This is a genomic window from Oceanobacillus sp. M60 (assembly GCF_053839645.1).
Genome location: NZ_JBSSNH010000013.1, coordinates 30,468 through 56,842, shown reverse-complemented (window position 1 = coordinate 56,842; position 26,375 = coordinate 30,468). Strand labels below are relative to the sequence as shown.

Below are 26,375 nucleotides of genomic sequence, written 5' to 3'. Positions count from 1 at the left end.
ATTTTTTAAGAAAAACGAGGTTGTCTTTCTTCTTTCGTACTGGTTGTTTTGTTCAGTTTTCAAAGAGCAATTTGTTTCTGTCGTTTTTAGCGACAAGATATAATTTATCATGTTTCGTTTTTGTTGTCAACACTTTTTTTAAAGTATTTTGTCGAAATAATTTCGCTTTATTTCGTTTGCTTCCGACAACAAAAATTAATATACCATAGAAAATAGAGAAGGGCAATACCTTTTTATAAAAAAATGACTAAACAAATCACTTTTTCTATTTTCTATGTAAAAATGATTGTAAAACCGCAGACTGAGCATCGTCATTTTAATCAGGATGAACAGTTCCAGTCACAATCAGTAAATGTGATACATAATTACAACGCTTTTAGCCGGAATGTTTCATCAGTAATAGTTTTGGTGAAACAAGTAACCACAAAAAGCTCCTTCTGTCTCCTCTCAATTTTAACATTATCTCTGCAAAATATACCTATACCATATATAACTTGCCGTTTCTTTCCTTCGCCAACACATCCGCTGCTCCTCTGGATACCAATTGTCTTTAAAAGAATATTGCAAGCTTGTACATATCTCTATAAACAGAACATATACATAAACTAGAACGAATTATTTCGCACTACTACAAATGCTTGTCATGGGTTGTACTACATTAAAAAAGGAGGAACAAAAGTGAATCACTTCTACACAATTCGTTTGAACCGGAAGAAAATTATATTAAGCACCGTGATTGTTTTAGCAGCAGCCATTCTTATTTGGACGCAAACCCCTTCTATTATGGCTATGTTCACGAAGGATGAGCCTGCTGCTCTTTCAAAAGGGAATGAAGATTTAGAAGATGTTGCCGTCACCTTCAATATCAGTTGGGGAGAGGAAAAAGTAGAAAGCATTCTTGAAGTACTGGAGAAAGAAGAAGTACAAGCTACCTTTTTCGTCAGCGGAGAATGGGCGGAACGTCATCCGGATTTATTAGAAGCAATTTCTGAAGGCACACATGAAATTGGGCTGCTCGGCTATCGTTATAAAAGTTATTTAGATCAGGAACCAGAACAAATAAGACAAGATTTAATAAAAGCACAAGAGGTTATGGATAAATTGGGGTATGAAGATATTCGCCTTCTCCGCACACCTCATGGCCATCTGAATGAAGAAATCATCGAATTGGCAGAAAGTATGCAATTTCAGGTTATTCATTGGAATGTCAACCCGGATGATTGGGAGAATCCCGGAGTAGAATCAATTATTGATGAAGTCATGGAGCAAACAGAAAATGGTGATATCATCCTGCTACACGCTTCTGATAGCGCCAAACAGACTGCCGAAGCTTTAGAGACAGTTCTTCCCGGCTTGAAAAACAAAGGGTATGGTTTAATTACTATATCGGAAATGGTCAACCAGGCAAAAGCAGATACGGAACTTATTGATTAATCCTTGTTTCCATTTCTCAATTCTTCCTCTTTCATAAGGAATTTCATTCACAAATTTAGACTTAGGCGATGAGCCGGTCTTTTAAATATAAATTATCAACACAGACGTAAACGTGAAAGGCAGCTCCCCTCATTATCTGAAGAGGAGCTGTCTTTTTATCATATAGAAGAAACAGCTTCGGCATACTTTTACATAAATCAGATAAAGCAAGCTGACAGAGCTCTTCCATGGTAAGGAAGGAAGGGCTCTGAGACTTACGCTTTCTTCGTTTGCCCTTTTTTTGGATTTGATGCCGATTTTTGCTCCTTTTTCGGTTCTTTTTCCACAAAAGGCAAGCGATGCAGCGTTAACATCTGGTAGGTGTTGCATACTAATAGCGGAACAACCATTAACCAGGCATAATCTGTACCATCTACCATTAAGCCGGGAACCCATTCGACAGTTGTAAAAACAACCATGAAAAAAAGTGCTGGAATAAAAGCTGTCGAATTCGTCCCTTTTGCTTTTATCTTTGCTACAATCCAGCCAATCAAAAGCATCGCAGCAGCAATCAATATAAACCAATAAATTGCTACCTCTCCATCTGTGGCGCGATATGGAAAATAGACCAGATCAAATAAAATAAAAATAATCAAACCAACCTGCACAGTAGGCCAGTATCCTTTAAAAACATTCAGCCCCATCCGATTCACAAATAAATATGCAAAGAAACCTGTCATACTTACCGCCGCAAAAGTCAGGCCAAGCCCTAAAAAGAAAACAAATACCCCAAATAACTCCATTGCATCAAACGGAGACATATATGTAAGATATTCCTCCGGCCGTATAAAAAAGCTCGCAATTAATCCAGCAAGCCCGCCAAGCCAGAATGCTTTCCAAAAGAAATTAACCAATATTCTTGTGTTCAATTCTTCACCCCCTAAAGAAGTAACCACTGGTATTTTATCATGAAGTGACCTATTTTTCTTCATTGCTTGTGTATATTTTGTTAAATTATCAAACATATTAAGAGTGTAGATTATATTCTTATCACTGAAGAAGTATCAACGACTGAAACACATGATTATTGCGGAAAATGTTGATTTTTGGCACCTGAGGCCAAGCTAATGTAATCCCAACCTGAAAATAAATTCATGAAAAAGGTATACTTTCTGATTCCATGAAGAAAGGAGCGTATATTATGAAACGTCACCTGTCCATTCTATTTCTACTCCTATTGTTTTGCTTTATCTCTGCTTGTGGAAATAATGATGAATCCCGTGAAGCAGAATACGAAACCACGAAACGAATGGTTGTCGATATCCTGCAGACTGAGGAAGGCAAAAAAGCGTTAAAGGATATACTAAACGATGACGAACTGCAGGAAAGCGTGGTTATTGAATCGGATGAAGTAAAAGAGGCAGTTACAAAAGCTTTATCATCTGAAGACAGCAAGGAAAACTGGAAAAAAATGTTCCAAGACCCTGAATTCATACAAACTTATGCGAAATCCATCTCCGCAGAACAAAAGAACCTGATGAAGGACCTGATGCATGATAGTCAGTTTCAAGAGCAAATGATTGAGATATTAAATAACCCTAAGGTGGATGAGCAAATGCTTTCTATCATGACGAGCCAAGCATTCCGTGCTCATTTGGAGAAAACAATTCAAGAAGCGTTTCAATCTCCATTATTTCAGGAAAAGATAGATCAGGCATTAAAAGAAGCTGCCAAGCAAAACGCTTCCGGCGGTGGTGGAGAAAATAGCGGAAATTCCGAAGAGAATAAAGAAGAAAAGAAAAACGAAAACGAAGGCGCAAATTCATCCGGTTAAGGAATTACTGCATGCATTTCTCTAAAACAAATAGGGTGCTGTTTATCTAAACAGACACCCCGTTTGTTTGCACCCCTATTCCTCTAATTTCGCAATGATTTTGGCAGCTACCTTATGATACTCTTTGCCATTTGGATGGTCCTCCTGGTAAACAGACGGCGCGAATTCATCCTCTTCTTCATACGGCTGTTGTAGTGACAATTGACCAAGAACCTTTGTTTTCAAAACATCGGCAAGCTTCTTACCTCCGCCTTTTCCGAAAACATATTCCTTCTCACCGGTTTTCTTGCTTTCAAAATATGCCATATTCTCCACAACACCAAGGATTTCATGATCTGTTTTCAGAGCCATTTGTCCCGCACGAGCCGCTACAAAAGCTGCGGTCGGATGAGGTGTTGTTACAATAACCTCTTTACAAGATGGTAAGAGTTCATGGACATCCATTGCGATATCGCCTGTTCCAGGTGGTAAATCAAGCAATAGATAATCTAATTCTCCCCACTCTACTTCTGTGAAAAAGCTGTTTAACATTTTCCCGAGCATCGGTCCGCGCCAGATAATTGGCGAATTATCTTCCACAAAGAATCCCATGGAGACGACTTTGACACCAAAGCGCTCAACAGGAATAATCTTTTCTCCGCGAACGACTGGTCTTTCCTCGATGCCCATCATATCCGGTACACTAAAGCCATAAATATCTGCATCAATTATTCCTACTTTTTTGCCTAGACGCATCAAGGAAACAGCTAAGTTAACGGTTACAGTTGATTTACCAACACCGCCTTTTCCACTTGCCACGGCGATAAATTGTGTATTAGTGGCGCCGCTAATCAGCGTTTCTTCTTTTTCTTTTTCTGCTTCAGACTGATATTTCTTCACTGTTTCATCAGGAAGCTGTTCAAATCGGAGACCAACTGTATTGGCACCATTCCGTTTTAAAACACCAACAATTTCTTGCTGCATCTGCATCTGCTCGCCAGTATTCATCTTGGAAATTCCAACCTTGACACTGACATGCTTCTTCTCTTCCTTAATGGTAACAGAAGTAATCGCGTTCAATTCCTTCAAGTTTCTATGTAAAAAAGGATCCTTTATAGAGCTGAGTAACTCAATAACCTCTTCTTGTGTTAACATATTTTCACCATCCCTTATGAATCTGTCCAAGTGCAAGTATAACATAAAACGAAACTTCATTCAGTTGGTTTGCTCTTTAACCAACTGAATGTTAGCTTGAGTTAATCAGGAAATGCAGCGTCCGTTTTTCTCCATCTATTATTTACATTTCTTTTCTGTCCCTCGTTGGAGAAATTACGGACGCTCATGCTGCGATAGTATTTATCCATAAAAAAGACCTGACATCTGCCAAAGCCTCTTCACGGGTCAAAGTTAAAAAGCCATCGTCATCCTGGCACTGTTTACTCACTTTCCTCTGCCTGCGGTTCTTCCGTAACGTAACGCAAGATTCCTTCATAAATACTAGCCGCCATTTGTCTCTGATACGTATCATCTTTTAATAGCTCCCGTTCTACCTCATTCGATAAAAAACCAATCTCTACTAACGCACCAGGAACCTCTGCATGCTTTAATAAATACATTTGGTCAATCGCAAGGGGCTGTCTATCCGTATTTTCTAAATTACGGATAATTTCCTCCTGAATCATTGTCGCCAGATGTTCTCCCTCCTCAAACCTTGGGTAATAAAAGGTCTGAGCCCCATGCCACTGGGAATCAGGTAATGCATTTAAATGGATGGAAATAAAAAACTCAGCTTCTTTCTCCTGAATAAACGCTAATCGATTTCGTATATCCTCTGATTTACGATTAGCCAGACCGCTTGTCCCCTCCGCTGCCAGATCCACATCCTCTTCACGCGTCAAATGAACAATCGCACCATGCTGCATCAAATAAGACTGCACAATTTTAGCTACAGACAGTGCAATATCTTTTTCAACGGTGCCGTCTGATCCTACCGCGCCGCCATCTGGTCCGCCGTGCCCCGGATCAATAACAATCACTTTTCCGTTTAACGGCATCGACCACGTAGAATTAGAAGAATTAATTGCTTGTTTGGTGGGATACTGTAATAAGAAAATAAGTAATAATAAACCAAGAAACCAGAAGGCCTGCTTTTTCTTTTTAGACATATTGTCTCGTTCCTTTCGTTCCCATCTTCAGGGATGTATTTTGGCACTATCCAGAAATAGTCGATATAAGGATGGCAATAATACATGTTAGTAACCTTTTACCGGGACGAGCAGCCGCTGTCTCAAGCTAATCTGAGAAAAACGGATTCTTCACACGTTCTGCTATTACAAAGCTGTTTCCTACAGCATGTACAAACGTTAAGGAATATAAACTGCCAAAGCCTTTATTAAAATTTATGGGCGCATCCTTAGGTTTATGACTTATCTTTTGTAGTATGCTAAAATAAAAATAAATGTTTGAAACTGTTCCTCATGTGATATTGTATATTTAGGAATAATGATTCGGAGGTATGATTATGGCTGATTGGATATTAATTGTATTAGGTATTGGAGCTGTTCTGATTGGACTTGGTTTATTGGCGGTAGCTGCTTTTCTTTTTCTAAAATTAGGAGGGGCGGGCAAACTCATCGCAAGTGCTCAAAAAACAACGGATCAACTGCCGGAGCAAGTAGAAGGCATCACCTCGCAAATAACAGATGTCCTTAAAACAGGAAATGAAACCTTGCAGCAAGTGAATCAACAAATCAAGGAATTATCTCCTTTATTCTACTTAGTTGGTGATGCAGGACGAGCTACACACAACCTGTCGTCGTCTGTACTTAAAACAGCAAATCAATTACAGGAAACTACAGAAGAAGCAAATATGACGATAGCCAATAAAAATTTGCAAGGCATTTATGGCTTAGCTACTATTGGATATTTTCTTGTAAAACAGAACAGAAAGTAGCTCCATTCAAAAACGCTTGGAACAAAGGTTCCAAGCGTTTTTTTTACTTTTCTTCTGCAATTCTATTTTCTACTTCCTGCCGTATCTCCTGAAGCTCTGTCGATTTTTGAAAACCATCATGATACAGACGCTGTTCAAAATCACGCAGACGAGTTAATAATGACGGATTTTCTTCTAAATTTCGTTTCTTATCTACATAAGAACTTGCTGCCCAGCCTAATACAGCACCAACAGCTGAACTGACAACGATACCCGTTTTAGATCCTTTATTGCTCATGGGTATATGCCCGTTTCTCGCGTTTTAAATCCCGCTTTTTCTTTAACCAATAATAACCAAGGGCAACTCCGCCATACACGCCGCCTAAGTTGTTTTTACCGGAAACTTCCTGACCAACTTCTGTTTTTGTTTTTACAGAATCCGTTACATCCACTAAGGAAGAAGATAGCTTCCGTGTTGCATTCCCAACATCACCAACGATATAAAACAGCGGGCTCAGCTGCTCCATCTTGTTATTAATATCAGCTAAAGCCTGGTTACTTTCATGCATAATACTTGTTGTCTCTTTTAAAATACCATCCATTTGCTCCGGTAATTGCTGTACTGTCTTATCGACGCCGCTTAATACACTTGCTAAGTTATTTAATAAATGAGCAATAAAAATAGCTAAAATAACACTTGCGACTCCAATAATAATGACGCCGACTCCGATTAATGTCATTTTACTTCCTCCCTCGTCTGGTTGACTTTATTTGTTTTACCTGCCTGGTAACTTTTATAAATCTGCATCGCAGCTTCACTCCACGTGATACCTTTCATTGCCAGATTTAATTTTTCTTCCAATTTCGCATCATCCAATGCTTGTCGTTTCACTTTATAAGCTTCATTTAAGCTCTGGACAGAGGTGCCTACATCTTCTAAAGACCCAAAGACACTGTCTGTTGCCTGCAGCTTCTCGTGCGTATCATCAATTAAATGGTTCACTTCTTGTAAGGATGTCGAAATTTCAGGTGTGATGTGATTCATTTCTTCTTCCATTTTTACGACTGATTTGCCGAGCGAACGAATATTATACGTAAGCCGATTTAACATAAAGGCTATATAACAACACACGACCGCAAACGCGATAGCAACAAGTAAAATCCCTACGGAAATAATAGGCATATGTAAAAAACCCCTCCTTCTTCAAAATATAAGCGCGTATAAGTTTGGGCTTGAATATTTCTTATCTAAGAACAGCTGCACCCGGCTCCTGCTTGTTCAAAAGGACCAAATGGCCTTGCCGATTCTCTTCGATTGCCGCCCATATTTCTCAATTTTTTCAATCAGACTTTTTGAATAGCCTCTTTAAACAATATTATACCACCTGCCAAAATAAATAAAACGTTTCTTCTTTATAATATCAGAAAACCCGGCATTCGTTAAAGGGAGTCATACAAGTACATGGTATTTTCTTCAAATTCTTTGCCCACTGACGCACAACTCTTCAGGCAAACAAACGCCTCCCCAGACAATCTTCCTGCGGTGATGAAAATCATCAAGGCTGGTGTTCGTCTTCTGTCATACGTACAGAAAGTTATCTTATTTCCCATTTACCAAGATTACATCTCTTCATTTTTGGGTATAGAATTTACATACCTTCATCTTTCCCTAATCGTTATGGATATATTTATTCCATTTTTCAGGGACTCCCTCTAAAATGGAAAGGTATGAAAAAATTTTATTGGAGGCGACTATGGATATTAAACAATTCGGCAAAGATTTTATGAAACGTTTCACCGAAAATAATACGACATTACTTGCAGCTGCGCTTGCTTATTATTTTCTATTAGCCGTCTTCCCGCTTCTTATCGTTGGCTTTGCAATTATCCCTTATTTTAACATAAGCCCGGAAGATGCTGTCGGGTTCCTCGGCTCCATCTTACCGCAAGAGCTTGCAGCAACCTTTGAAGAAAATATTATCAGCTTGGTAGAGACCCCCCGCGGCGGATTATTGACTGTCGGGATTTTAGGTACAATCTGGTCTGCATCCAACGGAATCAATGCTTTCATTAAGGTATCCAATCAAGCATTTGAAGTGGAAGAAACCAGATCATTTATTAAAGCCCGCGGAATAGCTATCCTGCTGACTATCGGCGTACTGTTAGCGGCCATTTCATCTATCATTTTGCTTGTATTCGGAGATGCTATTATCAATTTCTTGATTTCCTTTATCGGCATCAGCGAAGGCACCGGGTTTATTCTGCAAATCTCACGTTTAGTGATGGTCATTGTAATTGTTACCATTATTTTACTCGGCTTATATCGTTTTGCGCCCAATAAACGGCTTCCTTTCCGCCATATTTTACCTGGAACATTAACAGCAAGTATTTTATGGCTGGTGAGTTCTTTTGCTTTTTCCATTTATGTATCTAACTTCGGCAATTACTCTGCAACGTATGGAAGTCTTGGAGGAATTATCATTCTGATGATCTGGTTCTTCTTAACAGGTATTATTCTTCTGGTAGGCGCGTTATTAAATAGTATGTATCACCAGAAAAAAATAGATGATGCTACAGAAGCCAAAAAAGAAACGGCAAGCAGTAAGGAAGTCTAATGGAAAAAACCAAAGTCTGTCTTCTTGATATAGAGGATCGACTTTGGTTTTTATTGTAGTTTAGAAAAAATCTGCAAGATACGGATGTTTTTTCTTAGGGAGATACGTATCCAGCTTTATCATATTTTCTAATTCACCTGAGATAAACGCCTGCTGGTAAAGCTGCTCCAAGGTTTGTTTCCCTAACAAAATCATCGTTAATTGTTGAATTGTCACCGATGCTGTCACATTCTCTCCTGCCGTCTCCTCTGTTTTTTCTGCATAATGTGATCCGTTTTGAAAATAAATCTGATAAACGCCACTGTTTTCTTCCAAAACGCCATCTTCCACTTTCAATCTAAAGCTTTCTTCCTTTTCTGCCGGCGTCAAAAATGGATATACCTTTAGAAAGGCTTCTACATCAACAATTCTTGTCATAAAATATGGCTTTTGTTCTTGCTTTGCTCTCGGCTCTTCCAGAAAAAGCGGAAATAAATCATCATCCGGCAGTGTCATCTGTACTTCCTTTGCCATTGAATCATGATTAGCAATAAACTGAAGCAGCCGCTTTTTACTTTCCGGGGTAACCGCAGCCCATTCATCGATGTCCAGCTTACTATTCTTTACCTGATAACGGACATATCCGTCTGCCTTGCCCGCATCATCATAACTAATCGCTGTAATTAATTCTTCTTTACTGAAAATCTTGTGCTCCCACCAATGATTATCGCGTACCAGCATCCCTGTATACTGTTCGGTATAAGCATGATAAACCTCTTTTAAAATCGCTTCTTCACCCTTTTTCATCCGACGCACACAGCCTGTTATATCCTTGTATTTAGGCACATGTTCCATTGGAATTGTAAACTGCATTTCATTGATGGTCATTTCCCAGCCAAACTTCCGGTAAAACGGGACACTGAATGGCGCCAAATAAGAAACAAGATAACCTGCTTTTTTCATTTCACCTAGAGCGTGGATAAGCAGCTGCCGAACAGCTCCTTTCCTCCGATACTCCGGCCAAGTTGCCACAGAGGCAATGCCCCCTGTTTTGATAACCTTGCCATGGATACGTGTTTCCAATGGAATCAGATGGACCTTTGCAGCAAGATTTTCTCCTTCCACCCAGCCCCAAACTGTTTCATTCTTTTTTGCTTCTTTTTTCTTTTCTATTTCTCCTGGTGCGGGTGTAACTTGAAAGGCAAAAGCGGACAGATCATAAATTTCATCATTGGTTACTGGAATTTGTTTAATCATAACAGTCCTCCTCTTTGACGGATAAAATGAAACTTCATTCAGTGAAAATGATACGGGCGATTCCTCTTTTAAAGCCAATTATTTCTTCTGCTGGCGGTACAAATCAATCGATTTATACCCTTGAGACAAAATATCAAGCATTTGCTGTTTACGCTTGTCACGTGTTTTTTGCTGTTTCGCGGAAAAAAGATAGCGCGCCCAGTCTTTTTGATAGCCAGGTGTCAGACTCTGATAAAATGAAAGCACCTCAGGAAATGCTGCCAATAACGCTTCAATATCTTTCACATTCTCGGCATAATCTGCTACGCGCTGGCTCGACGAGGCGGATTTCTTCTCTTTTTGCTTCTCGCGTTTTAAGCCAATTACGGTAAACACGTCATCCATACTTACCATACGGGCAAATTTCAGATCACTTCCTGACACATACCCTTCTTCGTCCACCTTCATAGCGGGGAAAATCTCATCTCTATGGATAGAGGTTGTATACCGCTTATTTCCCTTTTTAGGGTAGGCAAAAAATAAATATCCTTTGGGAAGCAGTAATTGCTGCTCTAAAATTTGATTTGTATATGTAATCATCTCATCCAACGTTTCTACAAAAATAAATATCGCATCATGCTCTTGTTGCAATGCTTGATTTGATTCCGTGAATACACCATAGTCATTCGGCTGATTAATAACAGCCATACTGTTGTATTTATGAAGCTTTAATTTATCTATAATTGACATAATATTCACTCCCTGCCTTATGTAAATATATCATTTTTACCAAGAATCAAGAAAGCATATTGATGGGCAAATACGGTGTTCTCGTTCTTTTCTATTCAGTAAAGCACATTATCATTTTTCTCTAATTTCAAATGTTCAACCATAAAGGATACGAGTGTATCTAACGGGTTAATAATCGGCTTCGATGAATTACCCTCCACCTGCCGGGATGCCTCAACCATAGATAATTGCGCAACAGAAATAATTTTATTATTATCCTTTGTCATTTGATTTAAGAACTCGGAAATTTTTTGATTATATTCTTTTTTCATCCCCTGCATGATCAAGTCAAAAGTATCATAGATAATTTTAACTTCTATATCTAACGGTTGCTGATGACAATCTGCATGCTGCTTCAGACGTTCCATCGTCCCTTTAACAGTTGCAGGGTTTGAAAAAAGAATAACCTGAGGCTGATCTATCTGGCAAATGGAATCAAAAAAAGGTTCATCGATTTTTATAATCGGCACAGCTATAGAGAGCTGGTCTTCCTTTAAAAGGCCTATATAATTTGTACAAGTAATAAGGATGGCATCGACATCACATTGAGCCATCCACGCTATTTGTTCATTGACTTTCTTTTGAGCGTCGGATTCTTGGAATTTTTCATCAGAAGTAACTCGATACATTAATGCAGGATCAACAAAATGAATCAATTCGATATTAAATTCGGAAAGTACATCATCCAAATATTTTATATTGGAGTAATGAGCGTGTAAACATCCCATTCTTTTTCTCATCGTTATCCCGCCCCATCTTATTTTTTCATGCTGCTTACTTTACACGGAGTGATATTAAAAAGTCCCGGAATCAACCAATTGACTCCGGGACATCATAGCATTATTAAAAATCAAACATCTTTCTCACAAATTCATTAAAACCATTGTGAATGGAATACACCATCTTTATCCTTACGCTCATACGTATGCGCACCGAAATAATCGCGCTGCGCCTGGATTAAGTTAGCTGGCAGGTCCTCTGAACGATAGCTGTCATAGTAAGCAATCGCACTCGCGAACGTCGGTACAGCAACACCATGCTGCACAGCTAAAGAAACAACCTTACGAAGAGACGCTTGATATCCTTCAACAATCTCTTTGAAGTATGGATCGAGCATCAGGTTTGGCAGATCTCCATCGCGATCATATGCTTCTTTGATTTTTTGCAGGAAGTTTGCACGGATAATACATCCGCCGCGCCAAATCATTGCGATATCGCCATATTTCAAGTCCCAATTGTTTTCTTCAGACGCTGCACGCATTTGCGCAAAGCCCTGTGCGTAAGAAACAATTTTACTCATGTAAAGCGCCTGACGAATTGCTTCCACAAGCTCTTCTTTGCTCTCAGATACTTCCGTTTTAGCAGGACCGGAGAACACTTTGCTTGCTTTTACGCGCTCGTCTTTTAAGGAAGAAATAAAACGTGCAAATACAGACTCTGTAATTAATGGAAGCGGCACACCTAAGTCCAGGGCATTTTTGCTTGTCCATTTTCCAGTACCTTTTTGGCCCGCTTTATCAAGGATCACTTCCACTAACGGTTTGCCCGTTTCCTCATCCACTTTTGTGAAAATATCTGCTGTAATTTCAATTAGAAAGCTGTCTAGCTCTCCTTTATTCCACTCTTTAAACACTTCATGCAATTCTTTTGCATCTAAGCCGACCACATTCTTCATTAAATCATATGCTTCAGCGATTAACTGCATATCTCCATATTCAATTCCATTATGAACCATTTTCACAAAATGTCCTGCACCATTTGGTCCGATATACGTTACACATGGTTCGCCATCTACTTTAGCAGAAATTGCTTCAAAGATTGGAGCAACTAAATCATATGCTTCTTTTTGTCCGCCAGGCATCATAGAAGGTCCTTTTAATGCGCCTTCTTCCCCGCCGGATACACCAGTTCCAATGAAATGGATACCGGTTTTATCTAATTCCTCATTACGGCGCATCGTATTTTCATAAAGTGTATTTCCTCCATCAATCAACACGTCGCCGTCTTCTAAGTATGGCTGCAGGGATGCGATCGTTGCATCTGTCGCTGGTCCAGCTTTCACCATAAGCATTATTCTGCGGGGCTTCTCTAAAGATTGAACAAAATCTTCAATCGTTTCGGCACCATAGAAGTTCTTCCCTTTTGCTTCGTTTGCCATAAATTCTTCTGTTTTCTGGTAGGTACGGTTGAAAACAGATACAGCGAAGCCACGGCTTTCTATATTTAATGCAATATTTTTACCCATAACAGCTAAGCCAATAACACCAATCTCTTGCTTCATATATACTCGATCCTCTCTGCCTAAAAATTTAAAATGAACCTTTTCCTATTATAACGGATTTCTTCTAAAGAAACCAAGTCCCACGCTATTTTTTCTCAATACTATGATAACTTGGCCGATTTTTTGACAGAGAAAAATCACCAATCCGCAGCATCACATCAAACTGCGAATCGATGATTTTTCTAGTTACACACAAAGCTCCTTAGCATCCGCAAGGGCCTTGCGGCGGACAAGGATGATGCGGCTTTCCGCACATAACATGCTGTTCTTTAATATCATTTACAACAGATTCTGTATGAGGGAAATAGTGTTTGTGTGTTGTCATATGCTTATTAACATTTGTAGTGTGACTAGGATGGACATGCTTTACCTCAGTATTAGAAACGTTTGTTTTAACGTATTGCTTTGTTGGAGATACTTGTGTTGGGCCTTGTTGTGTAGGTGATACTTGTGGTGCACAGTATTCTGGCTGCATTTGTTGCTGCGGCATTTGCTGCATTGGCATTTGCTGTGGCATTCCATTGCAATTCCCATTCATAGAAGCTCCTTGTACCTGTTGATTTTGGTTCCCCCAGCCTTGATTAAATTGTCCTTGATGATGTTTGTTACTACCTCTCACCGTAAAGGACCTCCTTTCCATTTCTTTAATCTTTCTCTATAGACTATGTGTCCCCCCCGTACTCGGTTTGATATAATAACCTATTTTTCAGGAATTTCTCTTGGATTCTTATTTAAGTGGCGATTCTAAAAAGGAACAGAGAGCTTTATTCTCCTGTTCTTTGTATGAGAGAGGGATTAGGATAAAAGTGTCAGATTAATTACATCCAAAATCGGGAAACTTTATACAATAGAAGCGTCATATTTAGTTCAGTTACTGGAGTGATATAATGGAATTTTTAACAGGATACTTACCAATCATGCTTGGCGTTGCCGCTATTCTCATATTAATAAGTATATTTGTGAAAGAGAAACGGATTGTTCCACCGATGGTTGTCAGTTCAATCAGCCTTATTTCTATCTTTATCAGTTATTTCTTTGAGGGGGAAGATGCCGCTCTTATCGGCAATATCAGTCTGGCTGCCTTTATCAGTTCCGTCATTGTTCTGATTATAATGACAGCTATTTCCTGGTCTCGTACACGTCCAAAAGCATAAGATTGGCTGCCTATTACAGCAAGTCCGGCTGTGAAAATATTGCTTAAACAAAAATCCCAGAATGTCTTCCGTTCAAATAATAGAAGACATCCTGGGGTTTGTTTGTTTCCAAATCAAAAGTGTAAACTATCGAAAGATACCTTTCAGGTTACCGCCGGCATTTTTTGGTTAAAACGCTTTGCAATTTCCTTTCCTATTTCAATCGAGCACGTTGCAGCAGGTGATGGCGCATTCAACACATGTAAACTTGACGCATTTTCTTCAAAATAGAAATCATCTAGCATGGTCCCATCCGGTTTCATCGCTTGCGCACGTACTCCCGCTTCCATCGGCTTGATATCCGCTGCTGTTAATGAAGGAATTAATTTTTGTGCTTCTTTGACAAATGCTTTTTTACTAAATGACCGATAATATTCACCGATAGCTTCCTTCATGTTTTTTATGCCCATTCGATACAGCCCCGGAAAGGTTATGATTTGCGTTGTTTCTTTCAGGTTAAAACCAATTTTTTGATATGCTTCTTTTTTAAATCCCAACACGGCATTAGGCCCTACATCGACTCCGCCGCCAATCATATTTGTAAAATGGACACCCAGGAATGGCAAATCCGGATTAGGGACTGGATAAATCAACGTTTTTACATAATGTTCAATACGCTCATCTAATTCAAAATACTCGCCGCGAAATGGAATAATTTGAACATCTGTCTCGATACGCGCCATACGAGCCAGTTTATCACTATATAACCCGGCACAATTAATCAAATAATCCGCTTCATATGTCGTTTCATTCGTTACTACGGTTATTTTTTCTGTTTCCATTTGGATATCTTTCACTTCATTATGTAACCGCAGCATGCCGCCATTTTCTATAAACAGCTCGGCGTATTTCTCTGTAACCTTTTTAAAATCCACAATGCCGGTATTTTTAACGTGGATCCCGCCGACTGTATTTACAAATGGTTCAATCTCTTTTACTTCATCACGGCTTAAACGTTCGACATCTAATCCATTTTCGATTCCCCGCTCATATAGTTTATTCATATTCGCAAGCTGGGACTCACTTGTTGCTACAATTACTTTGCCACATTGGTTATACTCAATTTGATGCTTTTCACAGAACTCCACCATAGATTTCGATCCATTACGGGCAAATCTCGCTTTGTAGGAGCCCGGTTTATAATAAATTCCTGAATGAATCACACCGCTATTATGTCCTGTCTGATGCTTCGCTACCTCTGCTTCTTTATCTACGACTGCAATGTCTTTATCTGGATGCTTTTTCGATAGCTGGTAAGCGGTGCTCAAGCCAATAATCCCTGCTCCAACAATCACTATGTCTACTTTCACTGTGCTTCCCCTGCCTCTGCTTAAGTTGTTTGAATACCGCAAGCTTCCGCGACTACTTCCACAATATGCTTCACTGAAATCACATCCGATAAGCCTTCTCTTTCTACTCCCAGCTGCATTTGGATATGACAGCCCGGATTGGAAGTGATGATTAATTCCGGTCTTGCTGTTTTAACGTTTTTCATCTTCATATCTAAAATTTGCATTGATTCCTCAAAATGCAGGATATTATAAATACCTGCTGAGCCACAGCAGAGCGCTTTATCTTTTAACTCCATGTAGTTCAGGCCGGGAATACGTTTAATGATTTTTAACGGGTCCTCAAACACCTGCTGTACATTCTCCAAATGACATGACGGCTGAAATACAGCATTCTTCGGAATTTCATATTGAAAATCCAAATCAGCCATTGCCATCAGTTCAGAAATATCCCTAACCTTTGCCGTAAACTTTAATGCCCGCTCATGCCATTCCGTTCCTTCCTGAAATAACTTAGGGTATTCTTTTAACGTCGCTCCACAGCCGCCGACGGTATTAACAATATAGTCAAAGTCATATCCCTCATAGGCTGCGATATTTTTCTTGGCTAGCTCTACCGTCTGATTGTGCTCTCCTGCATGATGCTGCAGGGCACCACAGCATGTTTGTGACGGAATATTCGTCACTTCCATTCCATGTCCGTTTAAAATGTTAACAGCTAGATCATTAATCCGGCTGAAAAATACGTCCATAATACAGCCTTGAAAGAAACCAACCTGAATTGCTGATTTTCTAAAAGGATTCGGCGGATTTTTCAGCCGCTTACTTAGTTGGACTTCCGGCATGGCTTTATTCAAGTCTCGGTATTTCTCCATCGGTTTTAGAAGATTACGCCGATTAACCACACGCTTCACTCCGGTCACCTGATAAGCATATAAACTCCTGTTCACCAGTCTCAGAATCTGTTTGTTTTTCAAAACCACTTTAAAAGCAGCTGTTCTGACTCCCTTCTCGAACAGTCCCATTTTTTTATTATCTTTCAGCACCTCGACGGCCGACATCAGAATATCGCCGTAACGGACATTGGTGGGACATACTGTCTCACATGCCCGGCAACCCAGACATAAATCAATCCCTTCCCGCATGTCTTCTATATCTATCTTTCCTTCCGCTGCCATCTGCACTAAATTAATACGCCCTCTCGGTGAATGCTTTTCTTTTTTAAAAGCCAGATAGGTGGGGCAAGCAGGCAAGCAGTACCCGCATTGCACACAATCAAAGGTTGCCTGATAATCCAATTTTTCAATTAATTGCTCAGTCATTTTTTAACACTAACCTTTTCTCTCCCGCTTCCGGGAATATTTTTCCTGGATTCAAGATATTCTTCGGATCAAGCGCTTGTTTAATCGCTTTCTGGAATACCATGCCGGCTTCTCCTACTTCTTTTGGGAAAAACGGTTTTTTCATCGTTCCGATTCCATGTTCACCTGATAAGGTCCCGCCTAATTCAATGGCGTAATGAAAGATTTCTTCGACCGCATCCTCCACTCTGGTAACTTCATCCGCATCCCGCATATTGGTATTAATCGTTGGATGCAGGTTGCCATCACCAGCGTGGCCAAATACAACAATATTCAGATTATACTTTTTCTTCATTTCATCTATCTTCCGAAACATGTCTGGAATCTTACTCAACGGGACGGTCGCATCTTCTGATATTTTGGTGTAGCCGCTTTGGACAATGGCAGGTGAAACTAATTTTCTCACCTGCCAGAGCCTTGCTTCTTCCTCTTTGGTTTTCGCAATTTGCACATTCTCTACACCAATTTCTAAAAGAGCCTGCTGAATAACATGCAGTTCCTTCATCAATACATCTGTATCCCCATCCACTTCAACAAGCAGAATAGCCGCGGCCGTTCTGGGTAAATCCAGTCCGGCATAATCCTCCACTTTGTTTATCGCATTCTGATCAAGAATCTCCATTTTAGAAGGTCTTACTCCCGATGTTAATATTTTGGAAATAGACTTTCCTGCAGTATACAAATCCTCGAATATAATCATTGCTGTCTTCGTATCCATCGGCTTTGGAATCAGCCTTAAAGTTGCCTCTGTAATAATTCCAAGGGTCCCCTCTGATCCGATTAAAAGCTTCGTTAAATCATAGCCGGTCACATTTTTAACGGTATTTCCACCCGTACGGATAACTTCTCCTTCCGCGGTAACCACCTCCAGCCCCAATACATAATCCTTTGTCACACCATATTTTACTCCTCGGGGACCGCCGGCGTTTTCTGCTAAATTCCCGCCAATAGTGCAGATCGAGGAAGAAGAAGGGTCGGGCGCATACATTAAGTTATACTTTTCTGCCAATTGATGAATATCTCCTGTTTTCACACCTGGACTTGCCTTGATTAACAAATCATCCGGAAAAATTTCCAGATACTGATTCCACTGGGAAAAATCCATTACAATACCTGCGTGTACAGGTAGAGGACCTCCAGAAAGGCTTGTGCTCGCTCCTCTTGGATAAATGGGAATTTCATAAGCATTCGCCAGCTGTACAATTTTCTGTACCTCTTCCGTTGACATCACTTGAACAACATAATCCGGCATATACTGCCCAAAGGACGCATCATAGCCGTATGAGACACGGTCATCCACATCTATTAACAAACGCTCTCCTACTATTGCAGTCAATTTTTCTATTATTTTTTCTTTCATTATTTAACCCACCTATATTCTGTCGTCCCCCAACTTTCTGCGCATGTTTGTCAGATGTAAGTACATCGCTTCCTTGGCTTCTGCTGCATTTTGGGATTTGATTGCCAAATAAATACGTTCGTGCTCGCTATAAACCTCTTCTCTTTTTCTAGGTTTTCCTACATTCAGTTTCAATGAATATTCCAAAGCATTTCTGTGTACACGCTCTAAATTTTGAAAGGTTTGAATCATATAATTATTCTCTGTGGATTGGATAATCGCTTGATGAAAATTATAATCCGCTTTTAAACCAATCGAATATTCATTGCTCGTTATTTCTTCAAAGTCCTTCAGCGCCTGCTCAATTTTCGAAAGTGCTTCTTGTGTATGCCTTACTGCACTGTAGCCTGCTGCTTCCACTTCCAATAGCGCTCGCATTTCTAACAGATCAAATAACTCTTTTTTTGTAAATTCGCCGTAAGTATATTCTTTAAATTCATCCGCAGCATCCAGGCGCTTGACATAACTTCCCTTCCCCTGCATCGACTCTACATAGCCTACTGAGACTAATTTACTGATTGCTTCCCGAATAGGAACTCTGCTGACATCAAAATATTTTGCGAGCTCATTCTCTGAAGGAAGCTTTTGTCCTTCAGCGTATTCGCCAGTTTTAATCATATTTTCTAACTGGGAAAAAATAATATCAGATAACTTTTCTTTTTTGAACGGTTTCATTTTATTATCCTGCCTCCAGGAGCCGCCTGCTTCTTATAAAATGGAAAGCAAGTACAATTACAAACAATGCCAGGCCGATGACGTCTAATAATTGACTCGTAGAAATCAAGAAGAAGGCCACTCCGATTAATATGATTCTTTCTACTATATTTAATTTTACTCGAATATAGTTTCCGAATCCAACAGAGAGGGCATAAACTCCTATAATCGCAGAAATAAATGCTTGTGCTAATAGGAAATAATTAATCGGTCCTTCGTCCGTTTGCAGCAGCAAGATTGGATCATAAACAATAATGATCGGGATAATAAACCCTGGAAATGCTAACCGTAAAGCTGTCCAAGCTGTTTGCATCGGATTCGCTTTCGCAATTCCTGCCCCGGTATAAGCAGCTAACGCTACAGGCGGCGTTACGTTAGACATGGCACCATAATAAAATACAAAAAAGTGAGCTGCTAAAGGATTAACGCCTACTTGGACAAGCGCCGGCGCAGCTGTTACAGCTACCACAATATATAATGCTGTTGATGGAAGCCCCAGACTGAGCACAATACAAGTAATCATAATCAGTATTAATATAATAAACAGATTTCCGCCTGCAAGATCTGCGACATTATAGGCGAGCATCGATCCGACACCGCTCATAGAAACAACGGCAATAATAATCCCTACAGATGCACAGGCAATAGCAACCTGAACGGAGTTTCTGGCTCCATCAATAAGTGCCTCAAAGAGCTTAGAGAAGGTAATCCGATTTGTTTTATCTTTGGTTAAGTAGGAAGTGATAATCGTAGCAATGATTCCGGCAAAGCCGGCAAAAATTGCCGTTTTTCCTAATAGAAGCACCCCCATCACAACAATAATCGGCAAAAGCAAGGCGCCTCTTTCCAATAGTACCTTTTTGATATCTGGAATATTCTCCTTACTAATTCCTTTCAGTCCAAGCTTCTTTGCTTCTGTATCAATCGCAAATACCAAAGCAATAAAATATAACAAGGAAGGCAGAATGCTGGCTAAAACAATCGCCGTATAAGGAATCCCTAAAAAACCTGCCATAATAAATGCTGCAGCTCCCATAATCGGTGGCATCAGCATGCCTCCCGTAGAAGCTGCAGCCTCTACCCCGCCTGCAAACTTCGGCTTTAATCCGATACTTTTCATCAGTGGAATCGTAAAGGCACCCGTTGTCGCCACATTCGCTACAGCGCTTCCGTTCAATGACCCTGTCAGTGCACTTGTAATAACTGCAACCTGGGCAGGTCCTCCCCGGCGCTGTCCTGCAATCGCCAGAGCTAAATCATTAAACAAATTACTTGCACCGCTCACAGTAAGGAATGAACCAAATAAGATAAACAACACAATATAAGTAGAAGCAATGGATAGCGTGCTGCCGAAAACTCCATCAGACGTCATGTAAATACGATACAGCATTCTTTCAAATGTAAAGCCGGAGTGAGCAAAATCAATAGGGAAGTACGCACCATAAATACCATAAAGCAAAGCAATAACACTCAAAATAGGAATAAACCAGCCGATAGCCCGGCGTGTTATCTCAAACAATACTAAAATACATAAGACAGCAAATATATAATCGACTGTATTCGCCTGGGATAACCGATCCACATGCAAATTTGTATACGTTACCGTAATATAGCCAATGGAAATAATCGACAGGAACAGCATAACGATATCTATTGATGATATTTTCCCTGTCTTCTTTTTGTTTGACGGATGAAGCAAAAATCCCATTACAAAGATTAAGATTAAAAAAATCGTATTTCTATAAAATTCCTGAATGTTTAGATAACTGGAAGTGAGTAAAACAAAGACCGATAGGATAATACCGACAACAGCGATAATTTTATTACGCAACGATTTAGGATCTGCAACTGGATTATCATTTGGATTTTTCTCGATATCTACCTTTTTTGCCTGTGCATTCGCCATTAATTTTCCTCCTCTCTTAACTCTTCTGGTTTCAGATGCTCTTCAATCTCTATACCTTGCTCTTCAAAATAGCGGTAAGCTCCAGCATGAAGCGGTGTATTCAAGCCTTCTAAAGCTGTCTCCACCTGCATTTCCCGGGCGGAATTATGAATCCCAATCATATATTCACGATTTTCAAATAGTATCTTGGTTAAGTTATAAACCATTTCTTCATCCATATCCGAAGTGGTAACTAAAATATTCGGCTGGGCAATCGTATCAATATCTTTTTCCTGCCTCGGGTAAGAACCAGCCTCAATGGTGTAGCGATACCATGTATGAACAATATCGTTAATATCCTCCATTTGTTCATCGGTCACCTCTAAAATAGCGGCATTCAACCCGCTTGCATACATATCTGTAATAGCAGATACGGGTACTCCTGCAGGAAGAGATCCGCCATTTAGCCGGCCATCCCTCATTGCCGAAATCGTATCATCATATCCAAGGTATTCTGTTCTGATATCACTTTTCCCTAACTCAATCCCTTCCATCATTGTTACGGTAGATTGTTCTGTTCCACTTGCCTGAGGGCCTACAGAAAACGATCTGCCCGCAATATCAGAGATGTCTCCAGACGCAACAAAATCTTCCATTAATACAAAATGCTCTACGTTTGGCCAAATCATCCCCACAGACCGAAGCTCTTCGTATTGGTCTCCTTCATAAATACCGCTTCCCTCTGCTGCCTGTGTCGAAATCAACCCTTGGAGTATGGCAAAATCAGCTTCTCCATTTTTGAGTAAATCAATGTTCTCAACAGAACCTGCGGAGGCCTGTCCATTAAATTTGATATTCTGATCCCGGTAATGCTCTGTCCAAAGCTGCCCCATTCCGACCCCGATCGGATAATATGTACCTCCGGTGGTTGCTGTTGCGATGTTGTAAATTTCTTTCTTCTCAAAATTACATCCAGATAAAACAAAGGTAAAAATAAGTACTGTAAATAAAAATAGCTTACCTTTCATTCAAACACCCCTTTGTATGCGCTTTCGTTCGAACTTGTAATACAATGTTACAACATTGAACATTTTGTGACAATACCTAAATATAAAATTCTGATAAATGATTTAAAATTTATTTTAAATTTCCCATTTTTTAAGGTTTATTCAATCCGCGTTCCGTATAGGCCCAAGCCTTGTTTTAGTAAGCATTAAAAAACAGGAAGAGATATCTACCCTTGTACAGAAATAGTTAAAAAGACATAACAGCAGGGAATCTGACACTTTTATTGGGCAAATCAAAAAACCAGAGTAATCCGAAGATCGCTCTGGTTTTTTGATTAAAATAAATTAAATTCCTCCAAAGTCCACGCCAACCAGGAAATACGATGCAACAATAAGCACCAGCTGATATACCGTTAATGTCCAAAAGACATCAAACCGGGATTTTTCCATAAGCGCTAAAAATAAATAAACATGTATAAAGCCGAAAAGTAATAATGAAAATACATATGTTACAATAAATAAATCAATGAATAATAAGCCAAAAAATAATGTCACGAGACAAAACACAAGGACAAACGGAATATTGACCACCACGTATTTTGTCAATAATTCCTTATGCTCCATTGTTTTATTCCCGAACTGTTTCAGCAGAATATAGAGCGAGAAGTAACCTATCGCAAAAGTAATAAGCCAAGAGACAAAGGTTTGTAAAACAAAAGTGAAATTAATGTCTCCCAAAAAGTAGAACAGCCCATCAAAACCATATCTATAAAATAAATAATGGCAAATACTTACAAGCACAGCTAATAAAGCGAAAATAATGAGACTGGTTTCCACTTTTATCGACCGGCCGGAATGAATAAGTGTATTTGGCCTTAATGTTGCGTCTAATGCAATTCCTTTGATTTCATTAAAGCTTTCTTGAAAATCAAATTGCGATCCCTTTGTTTTCTCCTTCTGCCCTGCTTCATTGGATTCGCCGGCAGCCTGCTCTAGATGTGTTTTTGCTTCGTTCGGCTCTTGCTCAAGCTGATTAGAAGGTTCCTGCTGCTGTGTCCCATGCTCCATACGCTGCTCTTCCGCTTTCTCTCCACCAGGTATCGATGCAGCATATCCCTCCTCTACACTTTCTTCTTGCTGTTTATCCTCTTTCTCCATCCTACCACTCCTTTTTTTTTGAGTTATACTTCATCAAACGAATTACCCTAAGCGTTCATTACGCACAGAATGAAAATGTTTGGTATTTTAGTATATACTTAACATTAGCACAAATTAATTATTTTCAAACTCAAAAGCTGCAGAATTAGGGTATTTAACAGAAAAACAGGAAGGAAGTTTCACGTTCTATATATAAAAGTCTATATTCCCGATTATTAAAATCTAATTTAAAACTAAATACTCACACCCAAATCATCATATTAGACATCTATGTTTTATCAATGAATATTACACGTAAGACACCTGAAATTGTTTGTAAAACCAGATGTCTTTAACGTATACTGTTAAAAAAGAACAAAGGAGGAAACTTTATGAACAAATTTTTCAGTTTTGAAGAGATGATTACACCTATTATCATCAAAGTATTATTTTGGGTTGGTCTTGCTGCATCCGTTATATTCGGCCTTATTACTATTTTTACAGGTATTATTGAAGAAGAATTTTTACTTATTTTCTCAGGTCTTCTCACGATTGTTATTGGAAGCCTCTTAGTGCGAGTTTATTGTGAGTTATTGATTATTATGTTCAAAATCTATGAAACATTAAAACAAATAAGGGATAAATAATTTATCAGAGTTAAAAAAAGAAAGGGAATGGTGTATCACATAAAGCGATACACCATTCCCTTTCAAGCTTCAAACAAAAATCTTATTTCGATTGTACTCCTTCAATAATTACCCCGCTCTCTGGAACAGGCGGAATTTCATTCATCTCATAATCCAAATCCTGTTCAATAAATGTAAACGAAAGATGGTTTACGAAAAAGTCGAGTGTCGTTTTTAAAACATCCATTGTCATCCATTCGCCGGCACAGCGGTGACCGATGTCAAATTCTCCGCCGCCCTGCGGAATAAAATTAAATGGAGATTCCTTCCATCCTTGAAATCTTTCCGGCTGAAACCGATCTGGTTCTTCCCAAATAGCCGGGTCATGGTTTGTACCATATAAATCCAATAGGGTTAACGTTCCTTCTTTAAAAGTATATTCACCCCAGGTAAAATCCGCTTTGACTCGTGCAGGAGCAACTGGGAAAAACGGATAGAATCGTCTTACTTCCTGAATAAACCGATGCAAATCTTCTTCTGTCTCCAATTTCACTGCTTCTTCTGGATAATCGTGTACAGCCAGCAGGACAAAGTCTATATAAACAGCAATTGCGACGATTGGACGCAACAAGTTCAGTAATTCAACGGCAACAACAGAAGCATCCAGTAATTCTTCGTTCACGTCCCGATGCATTGCAAAATGGTATACGGCACTATCCTTACGAACCTCTTCCGCCGTATTTTCGCGAACTCTCTCCACCAAGCCTGTTATTCGTTCTTCCGCTTTCGATCTGGATTGTCTGGCCTGCCAATGGCTCCATCCAACTGCACCGGCATCTTCAAACATGTCACTTAGCTGGTCTGCCCATTCGGGGATGTCTTCTTGTTCATAAGGAACCCCCGTCCATCGTAAGGCCGATTTCGTCAATACATATTTGGCTGTTTGATAAACCTGTATTTCTTCCTTAGAATTACGCTTCATTTCCTGCTCCCATTCTTCCCGGATGATAGCAGATATCTCGTTCAGCCTTTCTTCTGTCATCAGAGACATAAACATTGCTTTCCGATGATGGTGATCCGCTCCGTCTAATCCCTGAACGCCTCCCTCACCAAACAGCGTTTTCTGAATTCGCCCGGGAGAAGCATCCTTTCGAGAAAATTTGGCATTATCATAAAAAAGTTCTGCTTCCTTCTCACCTACCATACAAATGGTTTTCTCCCCTAACAGCCTTGTTTCAAATACACGAGATTCAAACTTATCCGAACGATTGGTTACAAATCGGTACCCTTCATCCAAGAGCTTCAGCGTATGATCCAAACCTTTGTCTTTTGGCATGTGTGTCTCTGTCATTTCGTTTCACCCTCCATAAATAATGTACTTTATTATATCGTTCCTTTTTTATTTCCTATTTAAACAAAAAATAGTGATTCTCCACCCTTCGGTGAAAAACCACTACCTGTTATCCAGCGTATATTTCTGTCCTAATCTTTTTTCCCGCTTATCTCTAAAACCGTATCATAAAGTACATTGGCGGCAATCACAATGTCTTCATCTGAACTGTATTCTAATGGGTTATGACTAATCCCATCCTTCGACCTGACAAATAACATAGCAACCGGAGCGGCCGCAGCGATATTCATGGCATCATGACCAGCGCCGCTGACTAAAGCATAAGGACGGATGCCCTGCTTTTCAATACTAGCGGCAAATTGCTGCTGCAGGGATTCGTCAGCTTTTGCAGGCTTCGCACGCTGCAGCTCTACTATCGCTGCGGTGACATGACGGCGCGCTGCTATGTCATTAATTTGCTGCTTCACTTCTTGTTCTATTTCACGGATAGTATGCTCATCAATATCACGAATATCAATGGTAAAGGTTACTTTTCCCGGAATAACATTGACCCCGTTTGGCTCTACCTGCAATTTCCCAACAGTGCCCACAGAATCATCTTTTTTCTGGAAGCATTGCTCCACTGCCAAAATCATTTCACTGGCTGCGGTTAATGCATCGTGTCTGATATGCATTGGCGTTGCTCCAGCATGCTCACTGATTCCATTCACCGTTACCTCTAACCACAATGGAGCGGCAATTCCAGTGACTACCCCTACCGGCAAGTCTTCTTTTTCCAGTACTTTCCCCTGTTCAATATGCAGCTCCAAATAGGCTTTGATATCCTCCCGCTTTAATTTTTCTAAAGGAAAAGGGGATAATCCAAATTGCCGTGCTGCTTCTTCGATGGCGATATTCGCAGCATCGGTTTTCTGTAATTGTTCTGGCTTTAACAGTCCTGCCATCGCGCGGCTTCCAATCAGTCCGAAACCGAATCGCGTTCCTTCTTCATCTTTAAATGCAGTTACTTCCACCTTTTTATGAAGCGGAACCTGCTGTTCATGAAGGGTTTGCACGACTTCAATGGCCGCCAGCACCCCTAAAGCACCATCGAATTTCCCGCCGTCCGGAACGGTATCGATATGCGAGCCCAGCATAACTGTTTCTTGCGCATCTCCATAAGAGCCAACAATATTTCCAATTCCATCCACATTTACCTGCATACCCGCTTCTTTCATATATTCTGTTACAAGGTCAATTGCCTGTTGTTCTTCCTTTGTAAAAGAGAAGCGGTTTATGCCGCCTGTTTCGTGGTTCCGGCCAATCTGGCTTAACTCATCCAGCCGCTGCAACAATCTTTTGGCATTTATCATGGA

General features: G+C 39.9%; 26 protein-coding genes. 6 read left to right on the top strand and 20 right to left on the bottom strand.

From position 1 onward, the window contains the following. Positions 1–678: 678 nt before the first annotated feature. Complete coding sequence (gene pdaB, locus ACW0TQ_RS22050) at positions 679–1,434, top strand: polysaccharide deacetylase family sporulation protein PdaB (RefSeq protein ID WP_256705517.1); 756 nt, start codon at positions 679–681, stop codon at positions 1,432–1,434. A 254-nt stretch (positions 1,435–1,688) separates the two neighbouring features. Here the strand turns inward: pdaB and ACW0TQ_RS22045 are convergent, their stop codons facing one another. Then, positions 1,689–2,342 carry a KinB-signaling pathway activation protein gene (locus ACW0TQ_RS22045; RefSeq protein WP_193064229.1) on the bottom strand — a complete coding sequence of 218 codons (654 nt, stop codon included), beginning with the start codon at positions 2,340–2,342 and terminating at the stop codon, positions 1,689–1,691. 272 nt (positions 2,343–2,614) lie between these two features. Between ACW0TQ_RS22045 and gerD the strand changes: the two genes are divergently transcribed. Then, a complete protein-coding gene (gerD, locus tag ACW0TQ_RS22040; protein ID WP_042531002.1) occupies positions 2,615–3,247 on the top strand; it encodes a spore germination lipoprotein GerD in 633 nt (210 codons plus the stop codon). Between the two features lie 75 nt (positions 3,248–3,322). On the opposite strand, the gene ACW0TQ_RS22035 is transcribed toward gerD, so the two are convergent. After that, positions 3,323–4,381, bottom strand: coding sequence for an Mrp/NBP35 family ATP-binding protein (locus ACW0TQ_RS22035; protein WP_042531000.1), 1,059 nt, complete (start codon positions 4,379–4,381; stop codon positions 3,323–3,325). Positions 4,382–4,662: 281 nt separating this feature from the next. Beyond that, positions 4,663–5,391 carry an N-acetylmuramoyl-L-alanine amidase CwlD gene (cwlD, locus tag ACW0TQ_RS22030; protein ID WP_042530998.1) on the bottom strand — a complete coding sequence of 243 codons (729 nt, stop codon included), beginning with the start codon at positions 5,389–5,391 and terminating at the stop codon, positions 4,663–4,665. Between the two features lie 356 nt (positions 5,392–5,747). Between cwlD and ACW0TQ_RS22025 the strand changes: the two genes are divergently transcribed. After that, positions 5,748–6,179 (top strand): DUF948 domain-containing protein, encoded by a 432-nt coding sequence (locus ACW0TQ_RS22025; RefSeq protein ID WP_042530996.1) that lies wholly within the window; start codon positions 5,748–5,750, stop codon positions 6,177–6,179. A gap of 43 nt (positions 6,180–6,222) precedes the next feature. Here the strand turns inward: ACW0TQ_RS22025 and ACW0TQ_RS22020 are convergent, their stop codons facing one another. From ACW0TQ_RS22020 to ACW0TQ_RS22010, 3 genes are read right to left on the bottom strand one after another with little or no spacing between them, the layout of a single operon-like run. Further along, positions 6,223–6,456: a hypothetical protein gene (locus tag ACW0TQ_RS22020; RefSeq protein WP_042530993.1), complete on the bottom strand. Its 234-nt coding sequence runs from the start codon at positions 6,454–6,456 to the stop codon at positions 6,223–6,225. After that, positions 6,446–6,898 (bottom strand): DUF948 domain-containing protein, encoded by a 453-nt coding sequence (locus tag ACW0TQ_RS22015; protein ID WP_042530991.1) that lies wholly within the window; start codon positions 6,896–6,898, stop codon positions 6,446–6,448. The genes ACW0TQ_RS22020 and ACW0TQ_RS22015 overlap by 11 nt, the downstream gene beginning before the upstream one ends. Next, positions 6,895–7,341, bottom strand: coding sequence for a DUF948 domain-containing protein (locus ACW0TQ_RS22010; protein WP_193064228.1), 447 nt, complete (start codon positions 7,339–7,341; stop codon positions 6,895–6,897). Before ACW0TQ_RS22010 ends, ACW0TQ_RS22015 begins: the two co-directional genes overlap by 4 nt. A 571-nt stretch (positions 7,342–7,912) precedes the next feature. Here ACW0TQ_RS22010 and ACW0TQ_RS22005 point away from each other — a divergent pair. Then, a complete protein-coding gene (locus ACW0TQ_RS22005) occupies positions 7,913–8,773 on the top strand; it encodes a YihY/virulence factor BrkB family protein (RefSeq protein ID WP_042535876.1) in 861 nt (286 codons plus the stop codon). Between the two features lie 60 nt (positions 8,774–8,833). On the opposite strand, the gene ACW0TQ_RS22000 is transcribed toward ACW0TQ_RS22005, so the two are convergent. The 5 genes from ACW0TQ_RS22000 to ACW0TQ_RS21980 all read right to left on the bottom strand — a co-directional run bounded on the left by ACW0TQ_RS22000 (position 8,834) and on the right by ACW0TQ_RS21980 (position 13,677). Beyond that, a complete protein-coding gene (locus tag ACW0TQ_RS22000) occupies positions 8,834–10,009 on the bottom strand; it encodes a GNAT family N-acetyltransferase (protein WP_193064226.1) in 1,176 nt (391 codons plus the stop codon). Positions 10,010–10,087: 78 nt separating this feature from the next. After that, positions 10,088–10,738 carry a YdeI/OmpD-associated family protein gene (locus tag ACW0TQ_RS21995; protein ID WP_042530983.1) on the bottom strand — a complete coding sequence of 217 codons (651 nt, stop codon included), beginning with the start codon at positions 10,736–10,738 and terminating at the stop codon, positions 10,088–10,090. Between the two features lie 95 nt (positions 10,739–10,833). Next, on the bottom strand, positions 10,834–11,517 hold the full coding sequence (locus tag ACW0TQ_RS21990; RefSeq protein WP_042530981.1) for a hypothetical protein: 684 nt from the start codon (positions 11,515–11,517) through the stop codon (positions 10,834–10,836). 134 nt (positions 11,518–11,651) lie between these two features. Beyond that, positions 11,652–13,058 carry an NADP-dependent phosphogluconate dehydrogenase gene (gndA, locus tag ACW0TQ_RS21985; RefSeq protein WP_042530979.1) on the bottom strand — a complete coding sequence of 469 codons (1,407 nt, stop codon included), beginning with the start codon at positions 13,056–13,058 and terminating at the stop codon, positions 11,652–11,654. Between the two features lie 202 nt (positions 13,059–13,260). After that, complete coding sequence (locus ACW0TQ_RS21980; RefSeq protein ID WP_379542134.1) at positions 13,261–13,677, bottom strand: CotD family spore coat protein; 417 nt, start codon at positions 13,675–13,677, stop codon at positions 13,261–13,263. A gap of 268 nt (positions 13,678–13,945) precedes the next feature. Here ACW0TQ_RS21980 and ACW0TQ_RS21975 point away from each other — a divergent pair, with 268 nt between their 5' ends. After that, positions 13,946–14,212 (top strand): YesK family protein, encoded by a 267-nt coding sequence (locus ACW0TQ_RS21975; RefSeq protein WP_042530976.1) that lies wholly within the window; start codon positions 13,946–13,948, stop codon positions 14,210–14,212. Between the two features lie 143 nt (positions 14,213–14,355). Here ACW0TQ_RS21975 and lhgO read toward each other — a convergent pair whose 3' ends face one another. From lhgO to ACW0TQ_RS21940, 7 genes are all read right to left on the bottom strand, one after another. Next, positions 14,356–15,561: an L-2-hydroxyglutarate oxidase gene (lhgO, locus tag ACW0TQ_RS21970; RefSeq protein ID WP_193064225.1), complete on the bottom strand. Its 1,206-nt coding sequence runs from the start codon at positions 15,559–15,561 to the stop codon at positions 14,356–14,358. Positions 15,562–15,581: 20 nt separating this feature from the next. Then, complete coding sequence (locus tag ACW0TQ_RS21965; RefSeq protein WP_256705514.1) at positions 15,582–16,862, bottom strand: (Fe-S)-binding protein; 1,281 nt, start codon at positions 16,860–16,862, stop codon at positions 15,582–15,584. Beyond that, the gene (locus ACW0TQ_RS21960) at positions 16,855–18,261 is read right to left on the bottom strand and encodes an FAD-binding oxidoreductase (protein ID WP_455726013.1); all 1,407 of its coding nucleotides are present in this window, start codon (positions 18,259–18,261) and stop codon (positions 16,855–16,857) included. Before ACW0TQ_RS21960 ends, ACW0TQ_RS21965 begins: the two co-directional genes overlap by 8 nt. A 12-nt stretch (positions 18,262–18,273) precedes the next feature. Continuing rightward, a complete protein-coding gene (locus tag ACW0TQ_RS21955; RefSeq protein ID WP_042530968.1) occupies positions 18,274–18,975 on the bottom strand; it encodes a FadR/GntR family transcriptional regulator in 702 nt (233 codons plus the stop codon). A gap of 4 nt (positions 18,976–18,979) precedes the next feature. Next, complete coding sequence (locus ACW0TQ_RS21950; RefSeq protein ID WP_084612877.1) at positions 18,980–20,920, bottom strand: TRAP transporter permease; 1,941 nt, start codon at positions 20,918–20,920, stop codon at positions 18,980–18,982. Continuing rightward, the gene (locus ACW0TQ_RS21945) at positions 20,920–21,927 is read right to left on the bottom strand and encodes a TAXI family TRAP transporter solute-binding subunit (RefSeq protein ID WP_042530966.1); all 1,008 of its coding nucleotides are present in this window, start codon (positions 21,925–21,927) and stop codon (positions 20,920–20,922) included. The genes ACW0TQ_RS21950 and ACW0TQ_RS21945 overlap by 1 nt, the downstream gene beginning before the upstream one ends. Positions 21,928–22,251: 324 nt before the next feature. Continuing rightward, positions 22,252–23,064: a hypothetical protein gene (locus ACW0TQ_RS21940; protein ID WP_042530964.1), complete on the bottom strand. Its 813-nt coding sequence runs from the start codon at positions 23,062–23,064 to the stop codon at positions 22,252–22,254. Positions 23,065–23,435: 371 nt separating this feature from the next. On the opposite strand from ACW0TQ_RS21940, the gene ACW0TQ_RS21935 reads away from it, so the two are divergent. Next, positions 23,436–23,690: a DUF4282 domain-containing protein gene (locus tag ACW0TQ_RS21935; protein WP_042530962.1), complete on the top strand. Its 255-nt coding sequence runs from the start codon at positions 23,436–23,438 to the stop codon at positions 23,688–23,690. 82 nt (positions 23,691–23,772) lie between these two features. Here the strand turns inward: ACW0TQ_RS21935 and ACW0TQ_RS21930 are convergent, their stop codons facing one another. Then, positions 23,773–25,020: a cytochrome P450 gene (locus ACW0TQ_RS21930; RefSeq protein ID WP_042530961.1), complete on the bottom strand. Its 1,248-nt coding sequence runs from the start codon at positions 25,018–25,020 to the stop codon at positions 23,773–23,775. A 131-nt stretch (positions 25,021–25,151) separates the two neighbouring features. Then, positions 25,152–26,372: a Zn-dependent hydrolase gene (locus tag ACW0TQ_RS21925; RefSeq protein WP_193064221.1), complete on the bottom strand. Its 1,221-nt coding sequence runs from the start codon at positions 26,370–26,372 to the stop codon at positions 25,152–25,154. Between the last annotated feature and the right edge of the window lie 3 nt (positions 26,373–26,375).

Excerpts from the sequence above, each read along its gene's own strand:
- gerD (WP_042531002.1), top strand. The coding sequence starts at position 2,615 with ATGAAACGTCACCTGTCCATTCTATTTCTACTCCTATTGTTTTGCTTT.
- ACW0TQ_RS22035 (WP_042531000.1), bottom strand. The coding sequence starts at position 4,381 with ATGTTAACACAAGAAGAGGTTATTGAGTTACTCAGCTCTATAAAGGAT.
- cwlD (WP_042530998.1), bottom strand. The coding sequence starts at position 5,391 with ATGTCTAAAAAGAAAAAGCAGGCCTTCTGGTTTCTTGGTTTATTATTA.
- ACW0TQ_RS22025 (WP_042530996.1), top strand. The coding sequence starts at position 5,748 with ATGGCTGATTGGATATTAATTGTATTAGGTATTGGAGCTGTTCTGATT.
- ACW0TQ_RS22020 (WP_042530993.1), bottom strand. The coding sequence starts at position 6,456 with ATGAGCAATAAAGGATCTAAAACGGGTATCGTTGTCAGTTCAGCTGTT.
- ACW0TQ_RS22015 (WP_042530991.1), bottom strand. The coding sequence starts at position 6,898 with ATGACATTAATCGGAGTCGGCGTCATTATTATTGGAGTCGCAAGTGTT.
- ACW0TQ_RS22010 (WP_193064228.1), bottom strand. The coding sequence starts at position 7,341 with ATGCCTATTATTTCCGTAGGGATTTTACTTGTTGCTATCGCGTTTGCG.
- ACW0TQ_RS22005 (WP_042535876.1), top strand. The coding sequence starts at position 7,913 with ATGGATATTAAACAATTCGGCAAAGATTTTATGAAACGTTTCACCGAA.
- ACW0TQ_RS22000 (WP_193064226.1), bottom strand. The coding sequence starts at position 10,009 with ATGATTAAACAAATTCCAGTAACCAATGATGAAATTTATGATCTGTCC.
- ACW0TQ_RS21995 (WP_042530983.1), bottom strand. The coding sequence starts at position 10,738 with ATGTCAATTATAGATAAATTAAAGCTTCATAAATACAACAGTATGGCT.
- ACW0TQ_RS21990 (WP_042530981.1), bottom strand. The coding sequence starts at position 11,517 with ATGAGAAAAAGAATGGGATGTTTACACGCTCATTACTCCAATATAAAA.
- gndA (WP_042530979.1), bottom strand. The coding sequence starts at position 13,058 with ATGAAGCAAGAGATTGGTGTTATTGGCTTAGCTGTTATGGGTAAAAAT.
- ACW0TQ_RS21975 (WP_042530976.1), top strand. The coding sequence starts at position 13,946 with ATGGAATTTTTAACAGGATACTTACCAATCATGCTTGGCGTTGCCGCT.
- ACW0TQ_RS21965 (WP_256705514.1), bottom strand. The coding sequence starts at position 16,862 with ATGACTGAGCAATTAATTGAAAAATTGGATTATCAGGCAACCTTTGAT.
- ACW0TQ_RS21960 (WP_455726013.1), bottom strand. The coding sequence starts at position 18,261 with ATGAAAGAAAAAATAATAGAAAAATTGACTGCAATAGTAGGAGAGCGT.
- ACW0TQ_RS21955 (WP_042530968.1), bottom strand. The coding sequence starts at position 18,975 with ATGAAACCGTTCAAAAAAGAAAAGTTATCTGATATTATTTTTTCCCAG.
- ACW0TQ_RS21950 (WP_084612877.1), bottom strand. The coding sequence starts at position 20,920 with ATGGCGAATGCACAGGCAAAAAAGGTAGATATCGAGAAAAATCCAAAT.
- ACW0TQ_RS21945 (WP_042530966.1), bottom strand. The coding sequence starts at position 21,927 with ATGAAAGGTAAGCTATTTTTATTTACAGTACTTATTTTTACCTTTGTT.
- ACW0TQ_RS21940 (WP_042530964.1), bottom strand. The coding sequence starts at position 23,064 with ATGGAGAAAGAGGATAAACAGCAAGAAGAAAGTGTAGAGGAGGGATAT.
- ACW0TQ_RS21935 (WP_042530962.1), top strand. The coding sequence starts at position 23,436 with ATGAACAAATTTTTCAGTTTTGAAGAGATGATTACACCTATTATCATC.
- ACW0TQ_RS21930 (WP_042530961.1), bottom strand. The coding sequence starts at position 25,020 with ATGACAGAGACACACATGCCAAAAGACAAAGGTTTGGATCATACGCTG.
- ACW0TQ_RS21925 (WP_193064221.1), bottom strand. The coding sequence starts at position 26,372 with ATGATAAATGCCAAAAGATTGTTGCAGCGGCTGGATGAGTTAAGCCAG.